This is a genomic window from Microbispora sp. CA-135349 (assembly GCF_050947365.1).
Taxonomy (GTDB): domain Bacteria; phylum Actinomycetota; class Actinomycetes; order Streptosporangiales; family Streptosporangiaceae; genus Microbispora.
In genome coordinates, this window is the sequence record NZ_CP192001.1 from 3,086,469 (window position 1) to 3,103,993 (window position 17,525).

Genomic DNA, 17,525 nt, shown 5'->3' on the forward strand with positions numbered 1-17,525 from the left:
CTGGAATGGCCGACAGCGACGTGCTCACCTTCCCGCCGGTCGACATCGCCTCCGACGAGCAGATCGCGCACGCGGTGCGGGAGGTCCCGCTCGTGCGGGACGCCCGGCGCCTCGCCGAGTGGGTCGCGGGCCGCTCGGCGGCCTCCTCGCGGGGCGTCTGCGAGGTGACCGAGCAGGGAATGCCGCATCCGGCCGAGGCCGAGGCGGCGGTCGCCGAGCTGGGGCTGGAGGCCGGCAGGCTGCGCCTGCTGTGGGTGGTCGCCGTCAACGGCCGTCTCGTGGAGGTCACCCGGCAGGGCGCCCGCCCCGGGCCCGGCGTGCCGGACCCCATGGAGTTCTGGGACGGCGTGGTCATGGACGTGCTCGACCGGACCGAGGAGGGCCTGACCGGCTCGGCCGTCATCGACGAGCACCTGACCGAGATCCTCGCGACGATCTACTCGGTCCGTGAGGGCATGCCGCTCGCCGCCCTGGCCGGAGGCATCCTCCAGGCGCACGAGGTGGGGTGCGACGCGCGGCCCGCGGACCTGCGGCGGCTGCGGATGACCCTGCCGGGGGAACTGGCGGCGGCCATGGCGCTGCTGGAGTACTGCGGGCTGGTCGAGCTGACCGGCGAGCTGGTGCGGCTCACCCAGCCGGGCGTGTGGGCCGTGCGCCGCGATCTGCTCAGGGAGGGCCATGACGCGCCGTCCCTCGGGGAGGTGGCGGCGCTCGCCGAGCTGGGCGCCGCCGACCTCATCGACGCCATGCTGACCGGCCGGGCCTCCGCCAGCGCCGCCACGCTGTGGCTGGAGCGCCGGGTGCCGGAGGACGCGGCGCGCGAACTCATCAAGATCGCCGCGTCCGGCAACGCCGCCCAGCGCGGCACCGCCGGGACCGTGCTGGAGGAGCTGGGCCCGGAGGCCGAGCAGGCCGTACGGGAGGCCCTGGACGAACCGATGATGTGGCGCTACGCCGCGGCCTGGCTGGGCGTACGCGACCTGGACGCGCCCGCCCTCGGCCAGGGCGACGGGGCCTGGGTGGCGGTGGACACCCTCGCCGCCCTGCTCTACATCGGCGCTCCGGTCGCCTCCGTGGCCCATTTCGACCTCCTCGGGGAGGACCTGCTCACGCTGGTGCCCGAGATGGGCCGGGCCGACCACCCCGACGCCCTCGCGGTGCTGGAGATGCTCGGCAGGCACCATCCCGATCCGCTGATCGCGAAGACCGCCAGGAAGACGGCGATGAAGGTGCGTTCACGCCCGTAGACTGGGGTGATCCTCCTCGTGCATGCGACGTGAACGGAGCCAACCCTTGGCCATTCAGCCGATCCGCCTGTTCGGCGACCCGGTGTTGCGCACCCCGGCCGAGCCGGTGGTCGACTTCGACAAGGAACTGCGCAAGCTCGTCAAGGACCTGACCGACACGATGATGGACGCGCCGGGCGCCGGCCTGGCCGCGCCGCAGATCGGCGTCGGCCTGCGCGTGTTCACCTACTACGTCGACGAGCAGCTCGGGCACCTCATCAACCCCGATCTCGACCTCGGCAGCGAGCTGGACGAGGAGGGCGAGGAGGGCTGCCTGTCCTTCCCCGGCCTGTCCTTCCCGACACCCCGCGCGATCAGGGCGGTGGCCAGGGGCTTCGACATGCACGGCGAGCCGGTGACGATCGAGGGCACCGACCTCATGGCACGCTGCTTCCAGCACGAGACCGACCACCTCGACGGTGTGCTGTTCATCGACCGGATGGACCTCAAGCAGCGCAAGCTCGCCATGAAGGCGATCCGCGAGGCCGAGTGGAGCGGCCTGTCGGCGCCGGTGGTGAAGTTCTCGCCGCACGCCACGCAGGGAAGGGCCGTGTAGTGCGCCTGGTCTTCGCCGGCACCCCCGAGACCGCGCTCCCGTCGCTGCGCGCCCTGCTGGACTCGCCCCGCCACGAGGTGGCGGCCGTGGTGACCCGTCCGGACGCGCAGTCCGGCCGGGGTCGCAAGGTGCACCCGAGCCCGGTGGCCCAGCTCGCGGAGGAGTCGGGCATCGAGGTGCTCAAACCGGCGAAGGCCGGGGACCCGGAGTTCCTCGACCGGCTGAGGGCGATCGGTCCCGACTGCTGCCCGGTGGTCGCCTACGGCGCCCTGCTGCCGCAGGCGGCGCTCGACATTCCCGCCCAGGGATGGATCAACCTGCACTTCTCGGTGCTGCCGGCCTGGCGCGGCGCGGCCCCCGTACAGCACGCCGTGCTGCACGGCGACGACGTGAGCGGCGCCTCCACCTTCCGCATCGTGAAGGAGCTGGACGCGGGTCCGGTCTTCGGCGTGCTCACCGAGCCGATCCGCTCCGGCGACACCAGCGGCACGCTGCTCGCCCGGCTCGCGGAGGCCGGTGCCGGTCTGCTGCTGGCCACGCTCGACGGCGTCGAGGACGGCACGCTCGAGGCGCGTCCCCAGCCCGCGGACGGTGTCAGCCTCGCGCCGAAGATCACGGTCGAGGACGCCAGGATCGACTGGGCCGCGCCCGCGATGCGGGTGGACCGGCTCATCCGGGCCTGCGCTCCGGCTCCGGGCGCATGGGCGGAGTTCCGCGGCCAGCGAGTGAAGATCGGCCCGGTGCGGCTCGCGCCCGACGCGGACAAGCTCGCCCCCGGAGAGATCGCGGCCACGAGGAAGTCGGTCCTCGTGGGGACAGGCACCCACCCCGTCGAGCTCGGCGAGGTGCAGCCCCAGGGCAAGCGGCAGATGGCGGCCGCCGAGTGGGGCCGCGGTGTCCGCTTCACGGAGGGTGAGACCCTGGTCTGAAGGGCCTCTGTCCGCCGGCACCCCGCTCCGATGCCGTGCCCAAAAGAGACGGCGCCGTAGAGACGGCACCGGAGGGAAGACGGCCGGGCGGACGGCGTGCGGCCGGTACGCGGGCCGCGGCGGCGGGCTTCGCCGGACCGGGCCCGGGGGCGGCGGACGACGTGAGAGGACCACGGAGCCGAGGACGGCGAAGGCGGCGAACCGGTAAATGGCAGGGCCGAGGGTGGCGGAGCCGAGGGTGGCAGGGCCGAAGGTGGCAGGGCCGAAGGTGGCAGGGTGAAGCAGGGCAGAGGTCAGGGCGGCGACGCGCGGGGCGCGGGGCCCCGGCGCGGACAGGGCGGCGCGGGACAGGCCCGCCCGGGTCGTGGCGGCAAGACGGGTCAGGGCCGCGCCGGGCAGGGCGGGGCCGGGCAGGGCGCGGCCGCCGCGCACGCCGGGCAGCAGCCGAGGCAGGGCCGTGGGCGCCCGCCCCGCGACGAGGCGCGCAACGCCGCCTACGACCTGATGCGGGCCGTCGACGAGCGCGACGCGTACGCCAACCTGCTCATGCCGACGCTGCTGCGGCAGCGGCGGATCACCGGCCGCGACGCGGCGCTCGCCACCGAGCTGGCGTACGGCACGCTGCGCGGGCTCGGGACCTACGACGAGGTCATCGCCGCGTGCAGCGACCGGCCGCCGGAGGAGGTGGACCCGCCGCTGCTCGACGCGGTGCGTCTCGGCGTCCACCAGCTTCTGCGCACGCGGATCCCGCCGCACGCGGCGGTCAGCGCCACCATCGACCTCGTACGGCTGCGCGTCGGGCCGGGTCCGTCCCGCTACGCCAACGCCGTGCTGCGCAAGGTCGCGGGCCGCACGCTGGAGCAGTGGCTGGAGATCGTCGCTCCGCCGCGCGCGCAGGACCCAATCGGCAATCTGGTTGTCACCTACAGCCACCCGCGCTGGATCGTCAGCGCCCTGCGCGACGCCGTGGGCGGGGACGTGGACGAGACGGCCGCGCTGCTGGAGGCGGACAACGAGCGGCCCCGTGTGACGCTGGTGGCGCGGCCGGGCCGGGCCACGGTGGAGGAACTGGTGGCGGCCGGAGCCGAGCCGGCCGCCTACTCGCCGTACGCGGCCTATCTGCCCGAGGGCGATCCGGGCGCCATCCTCGCGGTGGGGGAGGCGAGGGCGGCGGTGCAGGACGAGGCCAGCCAGCTCGTGGCGCTCGCGCTGACTCGCGTGCCGCTCGATCGGGACGGCAGCTGGCTGGACATGTGCGCGGGCCCCGGCGGGAAGGCCGGGCTGCTCGACGCCGTGGCGACGCAGCGGGGCGCCCGGCTGCTCGGCGCCGACGTGCAGTATCACCGCGCCCGGCTGGTGTGGGGCACCACCCGCGAGGCGAAGGTGATCACCGCCGACGGCACGCGGCCCGCCTGGCGGCCCGGCGCGTTCGACCGGGTGATGCTCGACGCCCCCTGCACCGGGCTCGGCGCGCTGCGCAGGCGGCCGGAGGCCCGCTGGCGGCGCGACCCCCGGAGCATCCCCGAGCTCACCGCGCTGCAGCGGCGGCTGCTGGACTCCGCGCTGGAAGCCGTGCGGCCGGGCGGTGTGGTGGCCTACGTGACCTGCTCGCCGCACCTGGCCGAGACCCGGGCCGTGGTGGAGGACGTGCGCGACCGGGTCGAGGTGCTGGACGCCCGCGCGTTCCTGCCCGAGGTGTCAGGGCTCGGCGACGGGCCGTACGCGCAGTTCTGGCCGCACCGGCACGGCACCGACGCGATGTTCCTGGCGCTGCTGCGCCGGGCCTAGCCGTGGTGGGTCCTCGGAGATCGTGAACGCCACGAGGTCCTCCTGACGCGGGGTGTTTCGAAGGCGCGTCGAGGAGGACGTCCATATCCGGCGTACCGGTCGGACCCATTGCGACAAGATCGGCCGCGACGGCGTTTTCGCGGCTGTTCCCCGGGTGCGGACGGATCTTGGTTGGTAACGTTCGGGCCGTGCCGCGACCCGGCGGCGCCTTGGTGAGCATGAGGCAGGCCCATGACCACGACCGACTTCGACCGCGCCCGGCTGACCAGCCCGCCGCGCATCCGCTCGCTGCGCCTGGGCGAGCTCACGGTCAGCTTCGTCCCGGACGGGGCGGGGCGCCTGAAGCGCGGATGGCTGCCCGCCGGCACCGCCGCCGACTGGGAGACCCTCCACGACTATCTCGACGAGGACGGCTTCCTGATCGGAGCCTTCGGCGCGCTGCTGGTGGAGCGGGGCGAGCGGGCGCTGCTCATCGACACCGGCCTGGGGCCCGCGTCGCTCCCCGACGACCCCGGCAACCCGCTGCTGGGCAGCCTGTCCGGCGGTGAACTGCTCGACAACCTGCGGCGGCTGGGCCGCGAGCCGGGCCAGATCGAGGCCGTCGCGATCACCCACCTGCACATCGACCACCTGGGCTGGGCCTGGAGCGCCGCCCCCGGCGACGGCGCTCCGCCGTTCGCGCACGCTCCCCACCTCGTCGCTGCGCCCGAATGGGAGCGGCGCGAACTGGCCGCCCAGGCCGGGGCGACCGCGGACCGCCTGGCCGCCTTCGCCTCCCGAGTCCGCACGGTCGACGACGGCGAGGAGGTCTTCCCCGGCGTCCGGGCGTCGTTCGCCACCGGGCACACCGTCGGCCACACCACCTACGTCATCACCGGCGGCGACCAGAGGCTCATCGCCTTCGGCGACGCTCTCCACTCGCCGGTCCAGGTCATCCATCCCGAGTGGTCCTGCGCGATCGACCACGACCCCACGGAATCGGCGGAACGCCGCCACCGCCTGGTCGAAGAGCTGAGCCGTCCCGGCACCATCGGCTACGGCGGCCACTTCGCCGACGTGGTCTTCGGACGGGCCGAGCGCGGCCCCGACGGCCGGTTCACCTGGATCCCCGTCGCCTGACATTCCACGGGTGGCGCGGCCCGGGGAGGGCCGCGCCACCGGCGCCACCCGCGACACAGTGCCACCCCCGATACAGCGCCACCCGCGCCACATGCCACCAGCGACACAGCGCCACCCGAGGCGCGCGGCCGGCTCCGGCAGGCGGCGGCCGCAACCGTCGGCCCGGGGGAATCCGCGGCGTGGACACGCCCATGTCAGGGACGGAGCCGCCCGTCCTGAAGGAGGGGCGAGGGCTGAATAGACTTCAGGGACTATGGCCGTTCAGATCTCGCCCAGCATCCTGTCCGCAGACTTCGCCCGCCTCGCCGACGAGGCCGCGAGGGTCGAGAACGTCGCCGACTGGCTTCACGTCGACGTGATGGACTACCAGTTCGTGCCCAACCTCACCCTTGGCCTGCCGGTCGTCGAATCGCTGCTGAAGGCGACCTCGACGCCGATCGACTGCCACCTGATGATCCAGGACCCGGACCGATGGGCGCCGGACTACGCGGAGGCCGGAGCGGGCAGCGTCACGATCCACGCCGAGGCGGCCAAGGCGGCCGTGCGTACGCTGCGGGCGATCCGCGCGGCGGGGGCGAGGGCCGGTCTGGCGCTGAACCCGGCCACCGCCGTCGAGGGGTACGAGGATCTGCTGCCCGAGATCGACATGCTGCTCGTCATGACCGTGGAGCCGGGCTTCGGCGGGCAGCGCTTCCTCGACGTCGTGCTGCCGAAGGTGTCGCGGGCGAGAGCGCTGATCGACAAGCACGGCGGCGAGGTGTGGCTCCAGGTCGACGGCGGCGTCTCGGTGGAGACCATCGAGCGATGCGCCGAGGCCGGGGCCGACGTCTTCGTGGCGGGCAACGCCGTCTACGGCGCCGACGACCCCGTCCGCGCCGTCCAGGAGCTTCGCTCTCTCGCCTCCGGCGTCACCCCGCCCGCCTGACCGTCACCCCCCAGGTGTGGGGTCAGGCGAGGGCGGGGTCGAGGACGACGTCTTCGCCTTGGGTGGTGGGCGCCTCGGGGAAGTGGCAGGCGGTCAGGTGACCTTCGCGGTTGCCGCTGAGCCGGACCAGGGGCGGCACCTCGGTGGCGCACTTGTCCTGAGCCTTCCAGCAGCGTGTGCGGAACCGGCAGCCGGACGGCGGGTTGATCGGCGAGGGCACGTCGCCCGCCAGGCGGATTCGCTCGCGCGGCTCGCTCGACACGTCGGGCTCGGGCACGGCCGACAGCAGGGCGTGCGTGTACGGATGCCGGGGCCGCTCGTAGATCGACTGGCGGTCGCCGACCTCGACGATCTTGCCGAGGTACATGACCGCGACGCGCTGCGAGAAGTGCCGCACGATCGCGAGGTCGTGCGCGATGAACAGGAACGCGATGCCGAGATCGCGCTGCAGTTCCTGCAGCAGGTTGACCACCTGCGCCTGGATGGAGACGTCCAGCGCCGACACCGGCTCGTCGGCGATGATCAGCTTGGGGTCGAGCGCCAGGGCCCTCGCGACGCCGATGCGCTGCCGCTGGCCCCCGGAGAACTCGTGCGGGAAGCGGTTGTAGTGCTCGGGGTTGAGGCCGACGATCTCCAGCAGTTCCTGGACCCGCTTCTTGCGCCCGCCCTGCGGGTTGATGTCGTTGACCTCCATCGGCCCGCGGATGATCGTGCCCACGGTCTGGCGCGGGTTGAGCGAGCTGTAGGGGTCCTGGAAGATCATCTGAATCTGGGGCCGGATCGGCTTGAGCTGCCTGCGCGAGCTGTGGCTGATGTCCTGTCCCTGGTAGAGGATCGTGCCCGAGGTGGGCTCGAGCAGACGGGCCGCCAGGCGGCCGGTGGTGGACTTGCCACAGCCCGATTCGCCCACCAGGCCGACGGTCTCGCCCGCGCCGACCGCGAGGTCGATGCCGTCCACCGCGTGGACGGCCCCGACCTGACGCTTGATCAGCGTGCCGCCCCGCACGGGGAAGTGCTTGACCAGCCCCTGCAGCTCCAGCAGCGTCTCGTTCATGCGTGATCCTTGGTCTGGGCGGTGCGGAGTTCCTTCTTCTGCTCCAGCGTGAGGTAGCAGGCGTCGCCGTGCCCGGTCTCGGGGGAGACCGACGGCCGCTGGTTGAAGCACAGCTCCGGCCCGGCGAGCTTCGGGTAGTCGCAGCGCGGGTGGAACGGGCAGCCGGACGGCGGGTTGAGCAGGCTCGGGGGAGTGCCGCGCACCGGTTTCAGCGGGACGTCCACCGACGAGTTCAGGCGCGGCATCGACGACAGCAGGCCCCAGGTGTAGGGGTGGCGCGGCTCGCGCAGCACCTCGCGTACGGTGCCGCGCTCGGCCGCCCGTCCCGCGTACATGACCAGGACGTTGTCGGCGGTGCCGGCCACGACGCCGAGGTCGTGGGTGATGAGGATGATCGCGGTGCCGAACTGCTGCTGGAGCTCCTTGAGCAGGTCGAGGATCTGCGCCTGCACGGTCACGTCGAGCGCGGTCGTCGGCTCGTCGGCGATGAGCAGGTCGGGGTCGCACACCAGCGCCATCGCGATCATCGCGCGCTGCCGCATGCCGCCGGAGAACTCGTGCGGGTAGTGGTCCACCCGCGTTTCCGGCTGGGGGATGCCCACGCGCCGGAGCATCTCGACGGCCCGGTCGCGGGCCTCCTTCTTGCTCGCGCCCTTGTGCTTGCGGTAGACCTCGCCGATCTGCCTGCCGATCGTGTGGAACGGCGACAGCGCGGTGAGCGGGTCCTGGAAGATCATCGCGACGCGGTTGCCGCGGAGTTTCTCCATCGTGCCGCGGCCCGCCGAGATGAGCTCCTGGTCCTCCAGCCAGATCTCCCCGCCGATCTTCGTATGGGCGGGGTCGTGCAGGCCGAGGATGGCGAGGTTGGTCACCGACTTGCCCGATCCGGACTCGCCGACGATGCCGAGCGTGGTGCCCTTCTCCAGATCGAAGGACAGGCCGTCGACGGCGTGGACGATGCCGTCCTCGGTGCTGAACTCGACGCTCAGGTCGCGGACGGACAGGAACGGCCCGGGGCCGCGCGAGGTCCCCGGCTCGCCGCTCCACGACACGGTGGTCACTTGCTGCTCCAGTTACAGGGTCGACGTATGGGAGGCGGCTCAGCTGAGGCGGACCCGCGGGTCGATGAACGCGTAGAGCACGTCCACGACGATGTTCAGCAGGACGATCGCCGCCGCGCCCACGATGGTCACGCCGAGCAGCATCGGCAGGTCGGTGTTCTGCACGGCGCGTACGGCCAGCTCGCCGATGCCGTGGAGGCTGAACGTCTGCTCGGTGATGATCGCGCCGCCCAGGAGCGTGGCGAGGTCGACACCGAAGATCGTGAGGATGGGGATCATCGCGCCGCGCCAGGCGAAGCGGAAGAACACCGTGCGGCTCGACATGCCCTTGGCGCGCGCCGTGCGGACGTAGTCCTCGGCGAGCTGCTCGACCATCTGCGAGCGGGTCATACGGGTGTAGTTGGCGGTGAAGATGATCGACAGCACCACCCACGGCAGCAGCAGGTGGGTGAACCAGTCCAGCGGGTTCTCGGTGATCGGCACGTAGGACGGCCTCGGGATCAGCTGCAGGGTGTCCACGAGGTAGAACGCCAGCAGCGGCCCGACGAAGTAGATCTGGAGCGAGGCCCCGATGACCGACGAGGAGCTGGCGATCTTGTCGAGCGGCTGCCCGACCTTCCAGGCCGCGATCATGCCGGTGAGGATGCCGAACGCCAGGATGACCACCGAGGCGCCGAGGGTGAGCGACAGCGTCACCGGGAAACGGTCGACGATGGCGCTGAAGACGGGCTCCTGGGTGGCGAAGGAGTAGCCGAGGCAGGGCGCCGGGCAGGAGCCGAACTGGACGAAGTCCCGGCCCGCGAAGATGCCGACCAGCCAGTGCCAGTACTGCACGAACAGCGGCTCGTCCATGCCCAGGTTGTGCCGGATCAGCGCCAGCGTCTCGGGCTGGCAGATCTTGCCGCAGAACGCCCGGGCGGGGTCACGCGGGACGGCGTAGAAGAGGTAGAACGTGATCGCGCTGATGATCACCAGGATCACGAGGGCGCCGGTGACGCGGCGTACCAGATAGCTGGTCATGGTCTCGCACTTGCTCCCTGCGGGCGGGACGGGCCGGGGGCCCGCCGCCCCGCGGAGGGGCGGCGGACCCGGGTTGCTACTGCTTGACGTAGATGTCGATTGCCGACTGCTCGCCCCAGACCGGGTCGAAGCGCACTCCGCCGAGTCCCGAGCCGTACAGGCCGAAGTACGTCTGGTAGTACTCCGGCACGATCGCGGCCTGCTCCATGATCTGACGGTCGATCGCGGCCCACGCCTTGCCCGCCTCGGCGGCGTCGGTGATCGCGTTGGCCTTGTCGATGGCGTCGTTGATCTCCGGCACGTTGAGGTGCGTGTAGTTCGGCGAGTTGTCCGTGATCAGGCGGCCGTCGTACTGCGGCTGGATCGCTGTGGAGCCGGTCGGCCAGTCGGCGGCCCAGCCACCCCAGTAGATGTCGTACTTGTTGTCCACCGGGCCGATGGCGTCGTAGTAGGTGCCGGCGTTCAGCGGCTTGGCCACGACCTTGAAGCCGGCCTTGGTGAGCGCCTCCTTGATGGCGACGGTCACCTTCTCCTGGGTCGGCGTCTGGTTGTAGGCGTAGACCACGGTCGGGTTCGGGGTGCCCGACTTGGCGAGCAGCGCCTTGGCCGCCTCGGGGTCGCCCTCGGGCTTGGCCAGCTTGCCGTACAGGTCGAAGGCCTCGTAGCCGAGGACGGTCGGGCTCATCACCGTCGTGGCGATCTTGCCGGTGTTGATCTCACCGCCGCCGATCTGCTGGATCTGCTTCGCCGGCCATGCCGTGATGATCGCCTTGCGGACGTTGATGTCGGTGATCCGCTTGGTGTTGATGTTGTAGAAGGTCGTGAACGGCGTCAGGCCCTGGATCGACCTCTTCATCGCCTCGGCGTTGCCGAGCACCTCCTGGACCCGCTCGGGGGCGACCGCGTTGTGGAAGGTGAACGCGTACTTGTCGTTGCCGGCGTCGGCGAGGAAACGCTCGGTGGTCTGCTGGGCCTGGATCCCGAACTCCATGTGGAACTTGTCCGGGTAGGCGTGCCGGATCGGGTCGGTCTTCGGGTCCCAGTTCTCGTTGCGCTCCAGGTCCAGCGACTTGTCCGTGATGTGGCTCACGATCTTGTAGGGACCCGAGGAGAACGGCTGCTTGTCGTACTTCTGCTTGGTGTCCTGCGCCTTGGGCACCGCGCCGTAGCCGGTCATGGCCACGGTGAAGTTGAAGTCCGGGTGCGCGCCGTTGAGGTGGAAGACCACCGTCTTGTCGTCCGGAGTCTCGATCGTGTCGAGCTCCTTGCCGTCGTACGGGCCCTTGTACTGCTCGCGGAACGGCTTCTTCGGGTCCGGCACCAGCCACGTCTCGGCGTAGTCCGGGCCCTCGGTGATGAAGTCGGCGAACAGGCGCTCGAAGCTGTACTTGATGTCAGCCGAGGTGATCGGCGTGCCGTCCTGCCACTTCAGGCCGTCCTTGAGCGTGAACTTCCACGTCTTGCCGCCGTCGGTGGTGGTGCCGGTGTCGGTGGCGAGATCGCCGACCAGCTTGATGTTGCCCGCGTCGTCGCGCTTGTAGTCGGTGAGCGTGCGGGTGAACAGCTTGGACACCGAGGCGTTGTAGTTCAGGTAGATGCGGCCCGGGTCCAGGTGGCTGAAGTCGTCGCGGTCGATCATGTAGACCGTGCCGCCGGACTTGGCGCCCGGCACCTCGGGGGCGGGGCCGGTGGAGTCGGCGGCGGTGCCGACCGCGATCGCGCTGACGGCCTTGTTCTCCAGCGGCTTCTGGGAGGTGCCCGCCGCGCCCTGGGGCGCCCCGCCGCCCCCGCCCTTGGCGCAGCCGGCCAGGGCCAGCGCGCCCGCCGCGAGCACGGCCGTCATCGAGGCGATCCGCCTGCTGTGCGATCTCATGTGGTCCTTCCTATGGGGGAGAGCGCGCGTGGTCAGCGCTTTGTCTTGGGGTCGAAGGCGTCGCGGATGGAGTCCCCGAGCAGGTTGAAGGCGACGACGAAGATCAGCATCGACACGCCGGGGAACAGGAGGTAGGTCACGTCGGAGTGGTAGACGTTCGCGCCCACCTGGAACATCCGGCCCCAGTCGGGGGTGGGCTCGGTCATGCCGACGCCGAGGAAGCCCAGGCCGGCCTCCGCGCCGACGTACAGCGGGAGCGCGAGCGTGGCCTGGATGATGATCGGCGTCCACAGGTTGGGCAGCAGTTCCTTGAAGATCACCCGTGCCGGCGACGCACCGGTGACGCGGGCGGCCTCCACGAACTCGCGAGCCCGCAGCGACAGCACCTGGGCACGCAGCAGGCGGGCGATCGTGGCCCAGCCGAGGACGGTGAGGACGACGCAGATGGACACGTAACGCAGCCAGACCGGCGTCTCCTCCTCGGGCAGCACGAACGCCGCCTCGACCACCGGCAGGAAGACGATCAGGAAGAGCTGCGAGGGAAAGGCGAGCAGCGTGTCGATGACCCGCCCGATCACGTAGTCGGTCTTGCCGCCGATGTAGCCCGACGTGATGCCCATCACGATGCCGACGATCGTGGACACCACGGTCACGATGACCGCGATGCTCAGCGAGGTGCGGATGCCGTACACGAGCTGCATGAACACGTCGCGGCCCAGGCCGGGCTCGAGCCCGAACCAGAACTCGCCGCTCATGCCGCCGTTGGGCGCGATGGGATAGCCGAACTCGTTGAGCAGGCCGGGCTGGTTCTGGCCATAGGTCGTGTACGGGTCCTTGCCGTACAGCGCCGCGATAACGGGAGCCAGAAGCGCGATCAGGAAGAACGCGAGCACGATGATCGCCGAGACCACGCCCGTCTTGTCGCGCCGGAAACGGCGCCACATCAGCTGGCCGGGCGAGCGGCCGACGACGGCGATGCCGGACTCGGCCGAGCCGGCGGTGTCCGCGGACCCCGCGGTGGCGTCGGTCGCGGTCGAGGAGGGGAACGTCATGGTGCTGTGCTCCCGGATGGCCCAATAACGATCGGAAGAGATCCGACTATAGGGAACCCTGGCAACTTATTTGGCAGGGGTCAATCACTTGACGCGGGTAGTTCGCCACTTGCTTGCTTCGTTGTGCAAAGTAAATCACCTTGTGTCCTGCGACCGCGTTGACCTCGGTATACGCGGTGCGGAATACTACTTATTACACAAATGCCTTTGTGTCACAGTTTTGTGACACAACCCGCACGTGGTCGAGACGGACCGCGTGCGGTAATCACCCACCCCAGATCACCGCAATCCCCCGCTAGGGCAACGAGCCGGGCATGGCTACACTGGCGGTAGCAGAGCAGCGTGCTCCGGGGTCGGTGTAATTCCGAACCGGCGGTGACATCCCTGCCCCCAGGGGTGACAGTCCGCGACCCGGCCGAAGCCATCGGCCGGTGGACCTGGTGAGATTCCAGGACCGACGGTGAAAGTCCGGATGGGAGGAAGCGCGCGAGCGGGCGGCCGTGACGCCGCCGGGCGGCCGGATGCGGCCGCGCCGGCAGCGGCGCCGTCCGTGCCGGTGATGCGAGGCCGCATCCCGAAGATCCCCGGGGCCCGCCGTAGACAACGGCGAGAGGAAGACCGGGGTGACCTCAGGGGACATCCTTCACATGCGGCGCGCGATCGCGCTCGCCGCCCGGGGCTTGGGCGGCACCAGCCCCAATCCCGTCGTCGGCTGCGTGATCCTCGGCCCGTCGGGCGAGGTCGCGGGTGAGGGCTTCCACGCCTACGCGGGCGGCCCGCACGCCGAGGTCGTGGCGCTGCGCGAGGCGGGCGGGCGGGCCAGGGGCGGCACGGCCTACGTGACCCTGGAACCCTGCAACCACACCGGCAGGACCGGCCCCTGCTCCGCCGCCCTCCTGGAGGCGGGCGTGGCCCGGGTCGTCGTCGCCGTTCCCGACCCCAACCCGAAGGCCGCGGGCGGCGCCGCCGTCCTGCGGCGGCACGGCGTCGTGGTCGACGAGGGCGTGCTGACCGCCGAGGCCGAGGAGGTCAACGCCGCCTGGCTGACCTTCGTGCGGGCCGGCAGGCCGCATGTGACCTGGAAGTTCGCCGCCACCGTGGACGGCCGCTCGGCGGCCGAGGACGGCACCAGCCAGTGGATCACCTCGCCCGAGGCCAGGGCCGACGTGCACCGCCTGCGGGCCGGGAGCGACGCCGTCGTCGCCGGCATCGGCACCGTGCTCGCCGACGACCCCCGCCTGACCGTCCGGCTCACCGCCGGCGTCCCCGCCCCGCCGCGCGCGGCGCCCGTGCTGCGCGTCGTCGTCGACCCGGGCGCCCGCACCCCCGCCACAGCCCGCGTCCTCGACGACGAGGCCCCCACGCTGGTCGCCGTGGCCGAGGACGCCGACGTCCCCGCCCACCTGTCCCGCCATGCCGTACGGCTCCCGCGCGCCCACGGGGGAATAGATCTTCACGCTCTCCTGGCTGAGCTGCATGGGAGGCAGATCGTGAGCGTGCTGCTCGAAGGCGGGCCCACCCTCGCCGGTGCCTTCCTCGAGGAGGGCCTGGTCGACCGGGTCGTCGGTTACCTCGCCCCGGCGCTGCTGGGCGCGGGGGCGGCCGCGCTCGGCTCCGCCGGAGTCTCGACGATCACCGAGATCCACCGGCTGGAGTTCGCCGAAGTCACCCCCGTCGGACCGGATCTCAGGCTGGTCCTGCGTCCGAAGTCCGCCGGCCTGCAGTCCCCTAAGGAGAGCTGAGATGTTCACCGGAATCGTCGAGGAGCTCGGCGAGGTCGTGGCGCTCGAACCGCGAGGCGACTCAGCGCGCCTCACGGTGCGCGGCGCGGTCGTCACCGGCGACGCCCGCCACGGCGACTCGATCGCCGTCAACGGCGTCTGCCTCACGGTGGCCGGAGCCGAGGGGGACTCCTTCACGGCCGACGTGATGAAGGAGACCCTCGACCGGTCCTCGCTCGGGGCCCTGACCCCCGGCTCGCGGGTCAACCTGGAGCGGGCCGTACGGGCCGACCAGCGGCTCGGCGGGCACATCGTGCAGGGCCACGTGGACGGGACCGGGGAGGTGCTGTCGCGCGAGCCGGGGGAGCACTGGGAGGTCGTCCGGCTCTCGCTGCCCGCGGACCTCGCCCGGTACGTCGTGGAGAAGGGATCGATCGCGGTGGACGGCGTCAGCCTCACCGTGGCCGCGGTGACGGACGACTCCTTCGCCGTCAGCCTGATCCCCACCACCCTCGACCTGACCACCCTGGGCCGCAAGCAGCCGGGCGAGCCGGTCAACCTCGAGGTGGACGTGATCGCCAAGTACGTCGAGAAGCTGACCAAGGGGCTGGTGGCATGAGCTGGACGGACGCCGCGGCGTTCTATGTGTTCGGCAAGCCGGTGCTGTGGACCGACCTGGTGGGGAACGTGTGCGCGCTGGGCACGGTCGTGCTCGCGATCAGGAAGACGATCTGGACCTGGCCGGTGCAGCTGCTCGGGTCGGTGCTGCTGTTCGTGGCCTCGGTCAGCGCGCACGTCACCGGCAACGCGCTCAAGCAGGCGTTGTTCGGCATCCTGGCGATCTACGGCTGGGTGAAGTGGTCACGCGGCATGCGGGGCGGCGCGGAGCTGCCGATCCGCTCGGCGCGGCCGGTGGAGCGGGCGGCACTCGTGGGCGTCATGGTCGCCGGGACGGTCGCGGTCGCCCTGGTGTTCACCTATCTCAACACGCTGGGCCTGAACATCTCCTGGGCGCCCTGGCCGGACGCGTACATCTTCGTCGGCAGCGCGGTCGCGACGTGGGCGCAGGGCCGGGCCCTGGTCGACTTCTGGGTCGTCTGGGTGGCCGTGGACCTCGTCGGCGTGCCGCTGGCGTTCAGCTCCGGGCTGGTGGTCTCCGGCCTGGTCTACGGAGTGTTCTTCGTGATGGTCGTGATCGGGTTCCGCGGCTGGCTGCGGCAGTCGCGCGAGTTGCGGGCGGTGACCGCATGAGTGAGCGAGGCGGGCGAACGGGTGAGCAGGGCGTGATCAGGCTGGACCCGATCGAGCGGGCCGTGAGCGACATCGCGGACGGCCGGCCCGTGGTGGTCGTGGACAACGAGAACCGCGAGAACGAGGGCGACCTCATCTTCGCGGCGGCCAAGGCGACGCCGGAGCTGGTGGCGTTCATGATCCGCTACACCAGCGGCGTGATCTGCGTGGGTATGGAGGGCGCCACCCTCGACCGGCTCGGCCTGCCGCTGATGGTGCAGGACAACCGCGAGCGCCTGCGCACCGCGTACACGATCAGCGTGGACGCCAGGGACGGGGTGACGACGGGCATCTCCGCCGCCGACCGGGCCAAGACGATCCGGACGTTGTGCGACTCGGCCACCGAGCCGTACGAGCTGGTCCGGCCGGGGCACATCTTCCCGTTGCGCTACCGGGAGGGCGGCGTGCTGGTGCGGCCGGGACACACCGAGGCGTCGGTGGACCTCGCCAGGCTCGCCGGGCTCACCCCGGCCGGCGCGCTCGCCGAGATCGTCAACGACGACGGCACGATGGCCCGCCTGCCCCGCCTGCGCGAGTTCGCCGACGAGCACGATCTCGCGCTGGTGTCGATCGAGCAGCTCATCGAGCACCGCCGCAGGTCGGAGCGGATGGTCACCCGGGTCGCCGAGACCCGCATCCCCAACCGCTACGGCGTCTGGCGCGCGTACGGCTACGCCAGCGCCCTCGACGGCGGCGAGCACCTGGCGCTGGTCTACGGCGACATCGAGGACGGCGAGAACGTGCTCGTCCGGGCGCACTCGGAATGCCTCACCGGCGACGTGCTCGGCTCGCTGCGCTGCGACTGCGGCGTGCAGCTCGACACCGCGATGCGCGTGATCGCCGAGAACGGGCGCGGCGTGATCGTGTACCTGCGCGGCCACGAGGGACGGGGCATCGGCCTGCTGGCGAAGCTGCAGGCCTACAGCCTGCAGGACAACGGCAGCGACACGGTCGACGCCAACCTGGAGCTGGGGCTGCCGGTGGACGCCAGGGAGTTCTCCAACGCCGGGCAGATGCTCGCCGACCTCGGTGTGAGGTCGGTGCGGCTGCTCACCAACAACCCGGCGAAGGTGCGGGGCATGGACGGGTACGGCATCAAGGTCCTGGGCCGCGAGCCCATGCCGGTGGCGATGAACCCGTACAACGAGAGATACCTGACGGCCAAGCGCGACCGGCTCGGCCACGAGATCTCCGGCGGGGTGCCCCGCGACATCCACGGTGAGCACTTCGGCAGGGAGGCGTCGTGAACGACCGGACCGGCGCCGAGCGTGAGGAAACGGCATGAGCGAGCGAAGCAGGCGAATCGGCGGACACGGCGTGATCCGCTCGTGCGGCTGTGAGATTTCGGCTGAGGAGGACGCGTGAGCGGTGCGGGACGGCCGGACGCGGCGGCGGTGGACGCGGGCGGGCTGACCGTCGGCATCGTCGCCGCCCGGTGGCACGAGAAGATCACCGACCAGTTGCTGGCACGGGCCGAGCGGGCGGCGCGGGACAGCGGCGCGGCCGTGGTCACGGCCCGGGTGGCCGGGTCGCTGGAGATCCCGGTGATCGCGCAGGCCCTGGCCCGGCGCTGCGACGCCGTCGTCGCGCTCGGGGTGGTGGTCCGGGGGGAGACGGCCCACTTCGACTACGTCTGCGACTCGGTGACCGCGGGCCTGACCAGGGTCTCGCTCGACGAGTCGACCCCGGTGGGCAACGGGGTGCTGACCTGTGACACCCTTGATCAAGCGGTTGAGCGGTCCGGTGTGCCGGGCAGCAAGGAGGACAAGGGGTACGAGGCGACGATCGCCGCCCTGGAGACCGCGCTCCTCCTGCGCGGCCTCGCCGGCTGACCTCGCGCGATCCTCGTCG

At 71.4% G+C, this 17,525-nt stretch carries 16 protein-coding genes and 1 riboswitch; of the genes, 11 read left to right on the forward strand and 5 right to left on the reverse strand.

Translation table 11 applies throughout. The annotated features are described in order from the left end of the window. Positions 1 to 5: 5 nt before the first annotated feature. The 6 genes from ACQPZZ_RS14515 to rpe all read left to right on the forward strand — a co-directional run bounded on the left by ACQPZZ_RS14515 (position 6) and on the right by rpe (position 6,603). On the forward strand, positions 6 to 1,247 hold the full coding sequence (locus ACQPZZ_RS14515; RefSeq protein WP_432932364.1) for a hypothetical protein: 1,242 nt from the start codon (positions 6 to 8) through the stop codon (positions 1,245 to 1,247). A 46-nt stretch (positions 1,248 to 1,293) separates the two neighbouring features. Then, the gene (gene def / locus ACQPZZ_RS14520) at positions 1,294 to 1,842 is read left to right on the forward strand and encodes a peptide deformylase (protein ID WP_363636909.1); all 549 of its coding nucleotides are present in this window, start codon (positions 1,294 to 1,296) and stop codon (positions 1,840 to 1,842) included. Further along, entirely contained in the window at positions 1,842 to 2,771 is a 930-nt protein-coding gene (gene fmt, locus ACQPZZ_RS14525) for a methionyl-tRNA formyltransferase (RefSeq protein WP_432932366.1), read from the forward strand. Before def ends, fmt begins: the two co-directional genes overlap by 1 nt. Positions 2,772 to 3,275: 504 nt before the next feature. Beyond that, positions 3,276 to 4,559 (forward strand): RsmB/NOP family class I SAM-dependent RNA methyltransferase, encoded by a 1,284-nt coding sequence (locus ACQPZZ_RS14530; protein WP_432934385.1) that lies wholly within the window; start codon positions 3,276 to 3,278, stop codon positions 4,557 to 4,559. A gap of 231 nt (positions 4,560 to 4,790) precedes the next feature. Next, positions 4,791 to 5,678 (forward strand): MBL fold metallo-hydrolase, encoded by an 888-nt coding sequence (locus ACQPZZ_RS14535; protein ID WP_432932368.1) that lies wholly within the window; start codon positions 4,791 to 4,793, stop codon positions 5,676 to 5,678. Positions 5,679 to 5,931: 253 nt separating this feature from the next. Beyond that, the gene (gene rpe / locus ACQPZZ_RS14540) at positions 5,932 to 6,603 is read left to right on the forward strand and encodes a ribulose-phosphate 3-epimerase (RefSeq protein WP_363636901.1); all 672 of its coding nucleotides are present in this window, start codon (positions 5,932 to 5,934) and stop codon (positions 6,601 to 6,603) included. Between the two features lie 22 nt (positions 6,604 to 6,625). Here rpe and ACQPZZ_RS14545 read toward each other — a convergent pair whose 3' ends face one another. The 5 genes from ACQPZZ_RS14545 to ACQPZZ_RS14565 form a co-directional block, all read right to left on the reverse strand. Further along, positions 6,626 to 7,657, reverse strand: coding sequence for an ABC transporter ATP-binding protein (locus ACQPZZ_RS14545; protein WP_432932370.1), 1,032 nt, complete (start codon positions 7,655 to 7,657; stop codon positions 6,626 to 6,628). Further along, a complete protein-coding gene (locus ACQPZZ_RS14550) occupies positions 7,654 to 8,718 on the reverse strand; it encodes an ABC transporter ATP-binding protein (protein ID WP_363636897.1) in 1,065 nt (354 codons plus the stop codon). Before ACQPZZ_RS14550 ends, ACQPZZ_RS14545 begins: the two co-directional genes overlap by 4 nt. Before the next feature lie 39 nt (positions 8,719 to 8,757). Next, positions 8,758 to 9,738 carry an ABC transporter permease gene (locus tag ACQPZZ_RS14555; protein WP_432932372.1) on the reverse strand — a complete coding sequence of 327 codons (981 nt, stop codon included), beginning with the start codon at positions 9,736 to 9,738 and terminating at the stop codon, positions 8,758 to 8,760. Positions 9,739 to 9,814: 76 nt separating this feature from the next. Beyond that, positions 9,815 to 11,611 carry an ABC transporter substrate-binding protein gene (locus tag ACQPZZ_RS14560; protein WP_432932374.1) on the reverse strand — a complete coding sequence of 599 codons (1,797 nt, stop codon included), beginning with the start codon at positions 11,609 to 11,611 and terminating at the stop codon, positions 9,815 to 9,817. A gap of 32 nt (positions 11,612 to 11,643) precedes the next feature. Beyond that, entirely contained in the window at positions 11,644 to 12,663 is a 1,020-nt protein-coding gene (locus tag ACQPZZ_RS14565) for an ABC transporter permease (protein ID WP_432932376.1), read from the reverse strand. A gap of 338 nt (positions 12,664 to 13,001) precedes the next feature. Beyond that, positions 13,002 to 13,153: riboswitch (FMN riboswitch) on the forward strand. 133 nt (positions 13,154 to 13,286) lie between these two features. Between ACQPZZ_RS14565 and ribD the strand changes: the two genes are divergently transcribed. From ribD to ribH, 5 genes are all read left to right on the forward strand, one after another. Next, on the forward strand, positions 13,287 to 14,405 hold the full coding sequence (gene ribD / locus ACQPZZ_RS14570; protein WP_432932377.1) for a bifunctional diaminohydroxyphosphoribosylaminopyrimidine deaminase/5-amino-6-(5-phosphoribosylamino)uracil reductase RibD: 1,119 nt from the start codon (positions 13,287 to 13,289) through the stop codon (positions 14,403 to 14,405). Between the two features lies 1 nt (position 14,406). After that, positions 14,407 to 15,003, forward strand: a complete 597-nt coding sequence (locus tag ACQPZZ_RS14575) for a riboflavin synthase (protein ID WP_363636887.1) — start codon at positions 14,407 to 14,409, stop codon at positions 15,001 to 15,003. Next, positions 15,000 to 15,635, forward strand: a complete 636-nt coding sequence (locus tag ACQPZZ_RS14580; protein ID WP_363636885.1) for a nicotinamide mononucleotide transporter family protein — start codon at positions 15,000 to 15,002, stop codon at positions 15,633 to 15,635. The genes ACQPZZ_RS14575 and ACQPZZ_RS14580 overlap by 4 nt, the downstream gene beginning before the upstream one ends. Continuing rightward, positions 15,632 to 16,921 carry a bifunctional 3,4-dihydroxy-2-butanone-4-phosphate synthase/GTP cyclohydrolase II gene (locus tag ACQPZZ_RS14585; protein WP_363636883.1) on the forward strand — a complete coding sequence of 430 codons (1,290 nt, stop codon included), beginning with the start codon at positions 15,632 to 15,634 and terminating at the stop codon, positions 16,919 to 16,921. Before ACQPZZ_RS14580 ends, ACQPZZ_RS14585 begins: the two co-directional genes overlap by 4 nt. Positions 16,922 to 17,035: 114 nt before the next feature. Further along, positions 17,036 to 17,506, forward strand: a complete 471-nt coding sequence (gene ribH, locus ACQPZZ_RS14590; RefSeq protein ID WP_432932380.1) for a 6,7-dimethyl-8-ribityllumazine synthase — start codon at positions 17,036 to 17,038, stop codon at positions 17,504 to 17,506. The last annotated feature ends 19 nt before the right edge of the window (positions 17,507 to 17,525 follow it).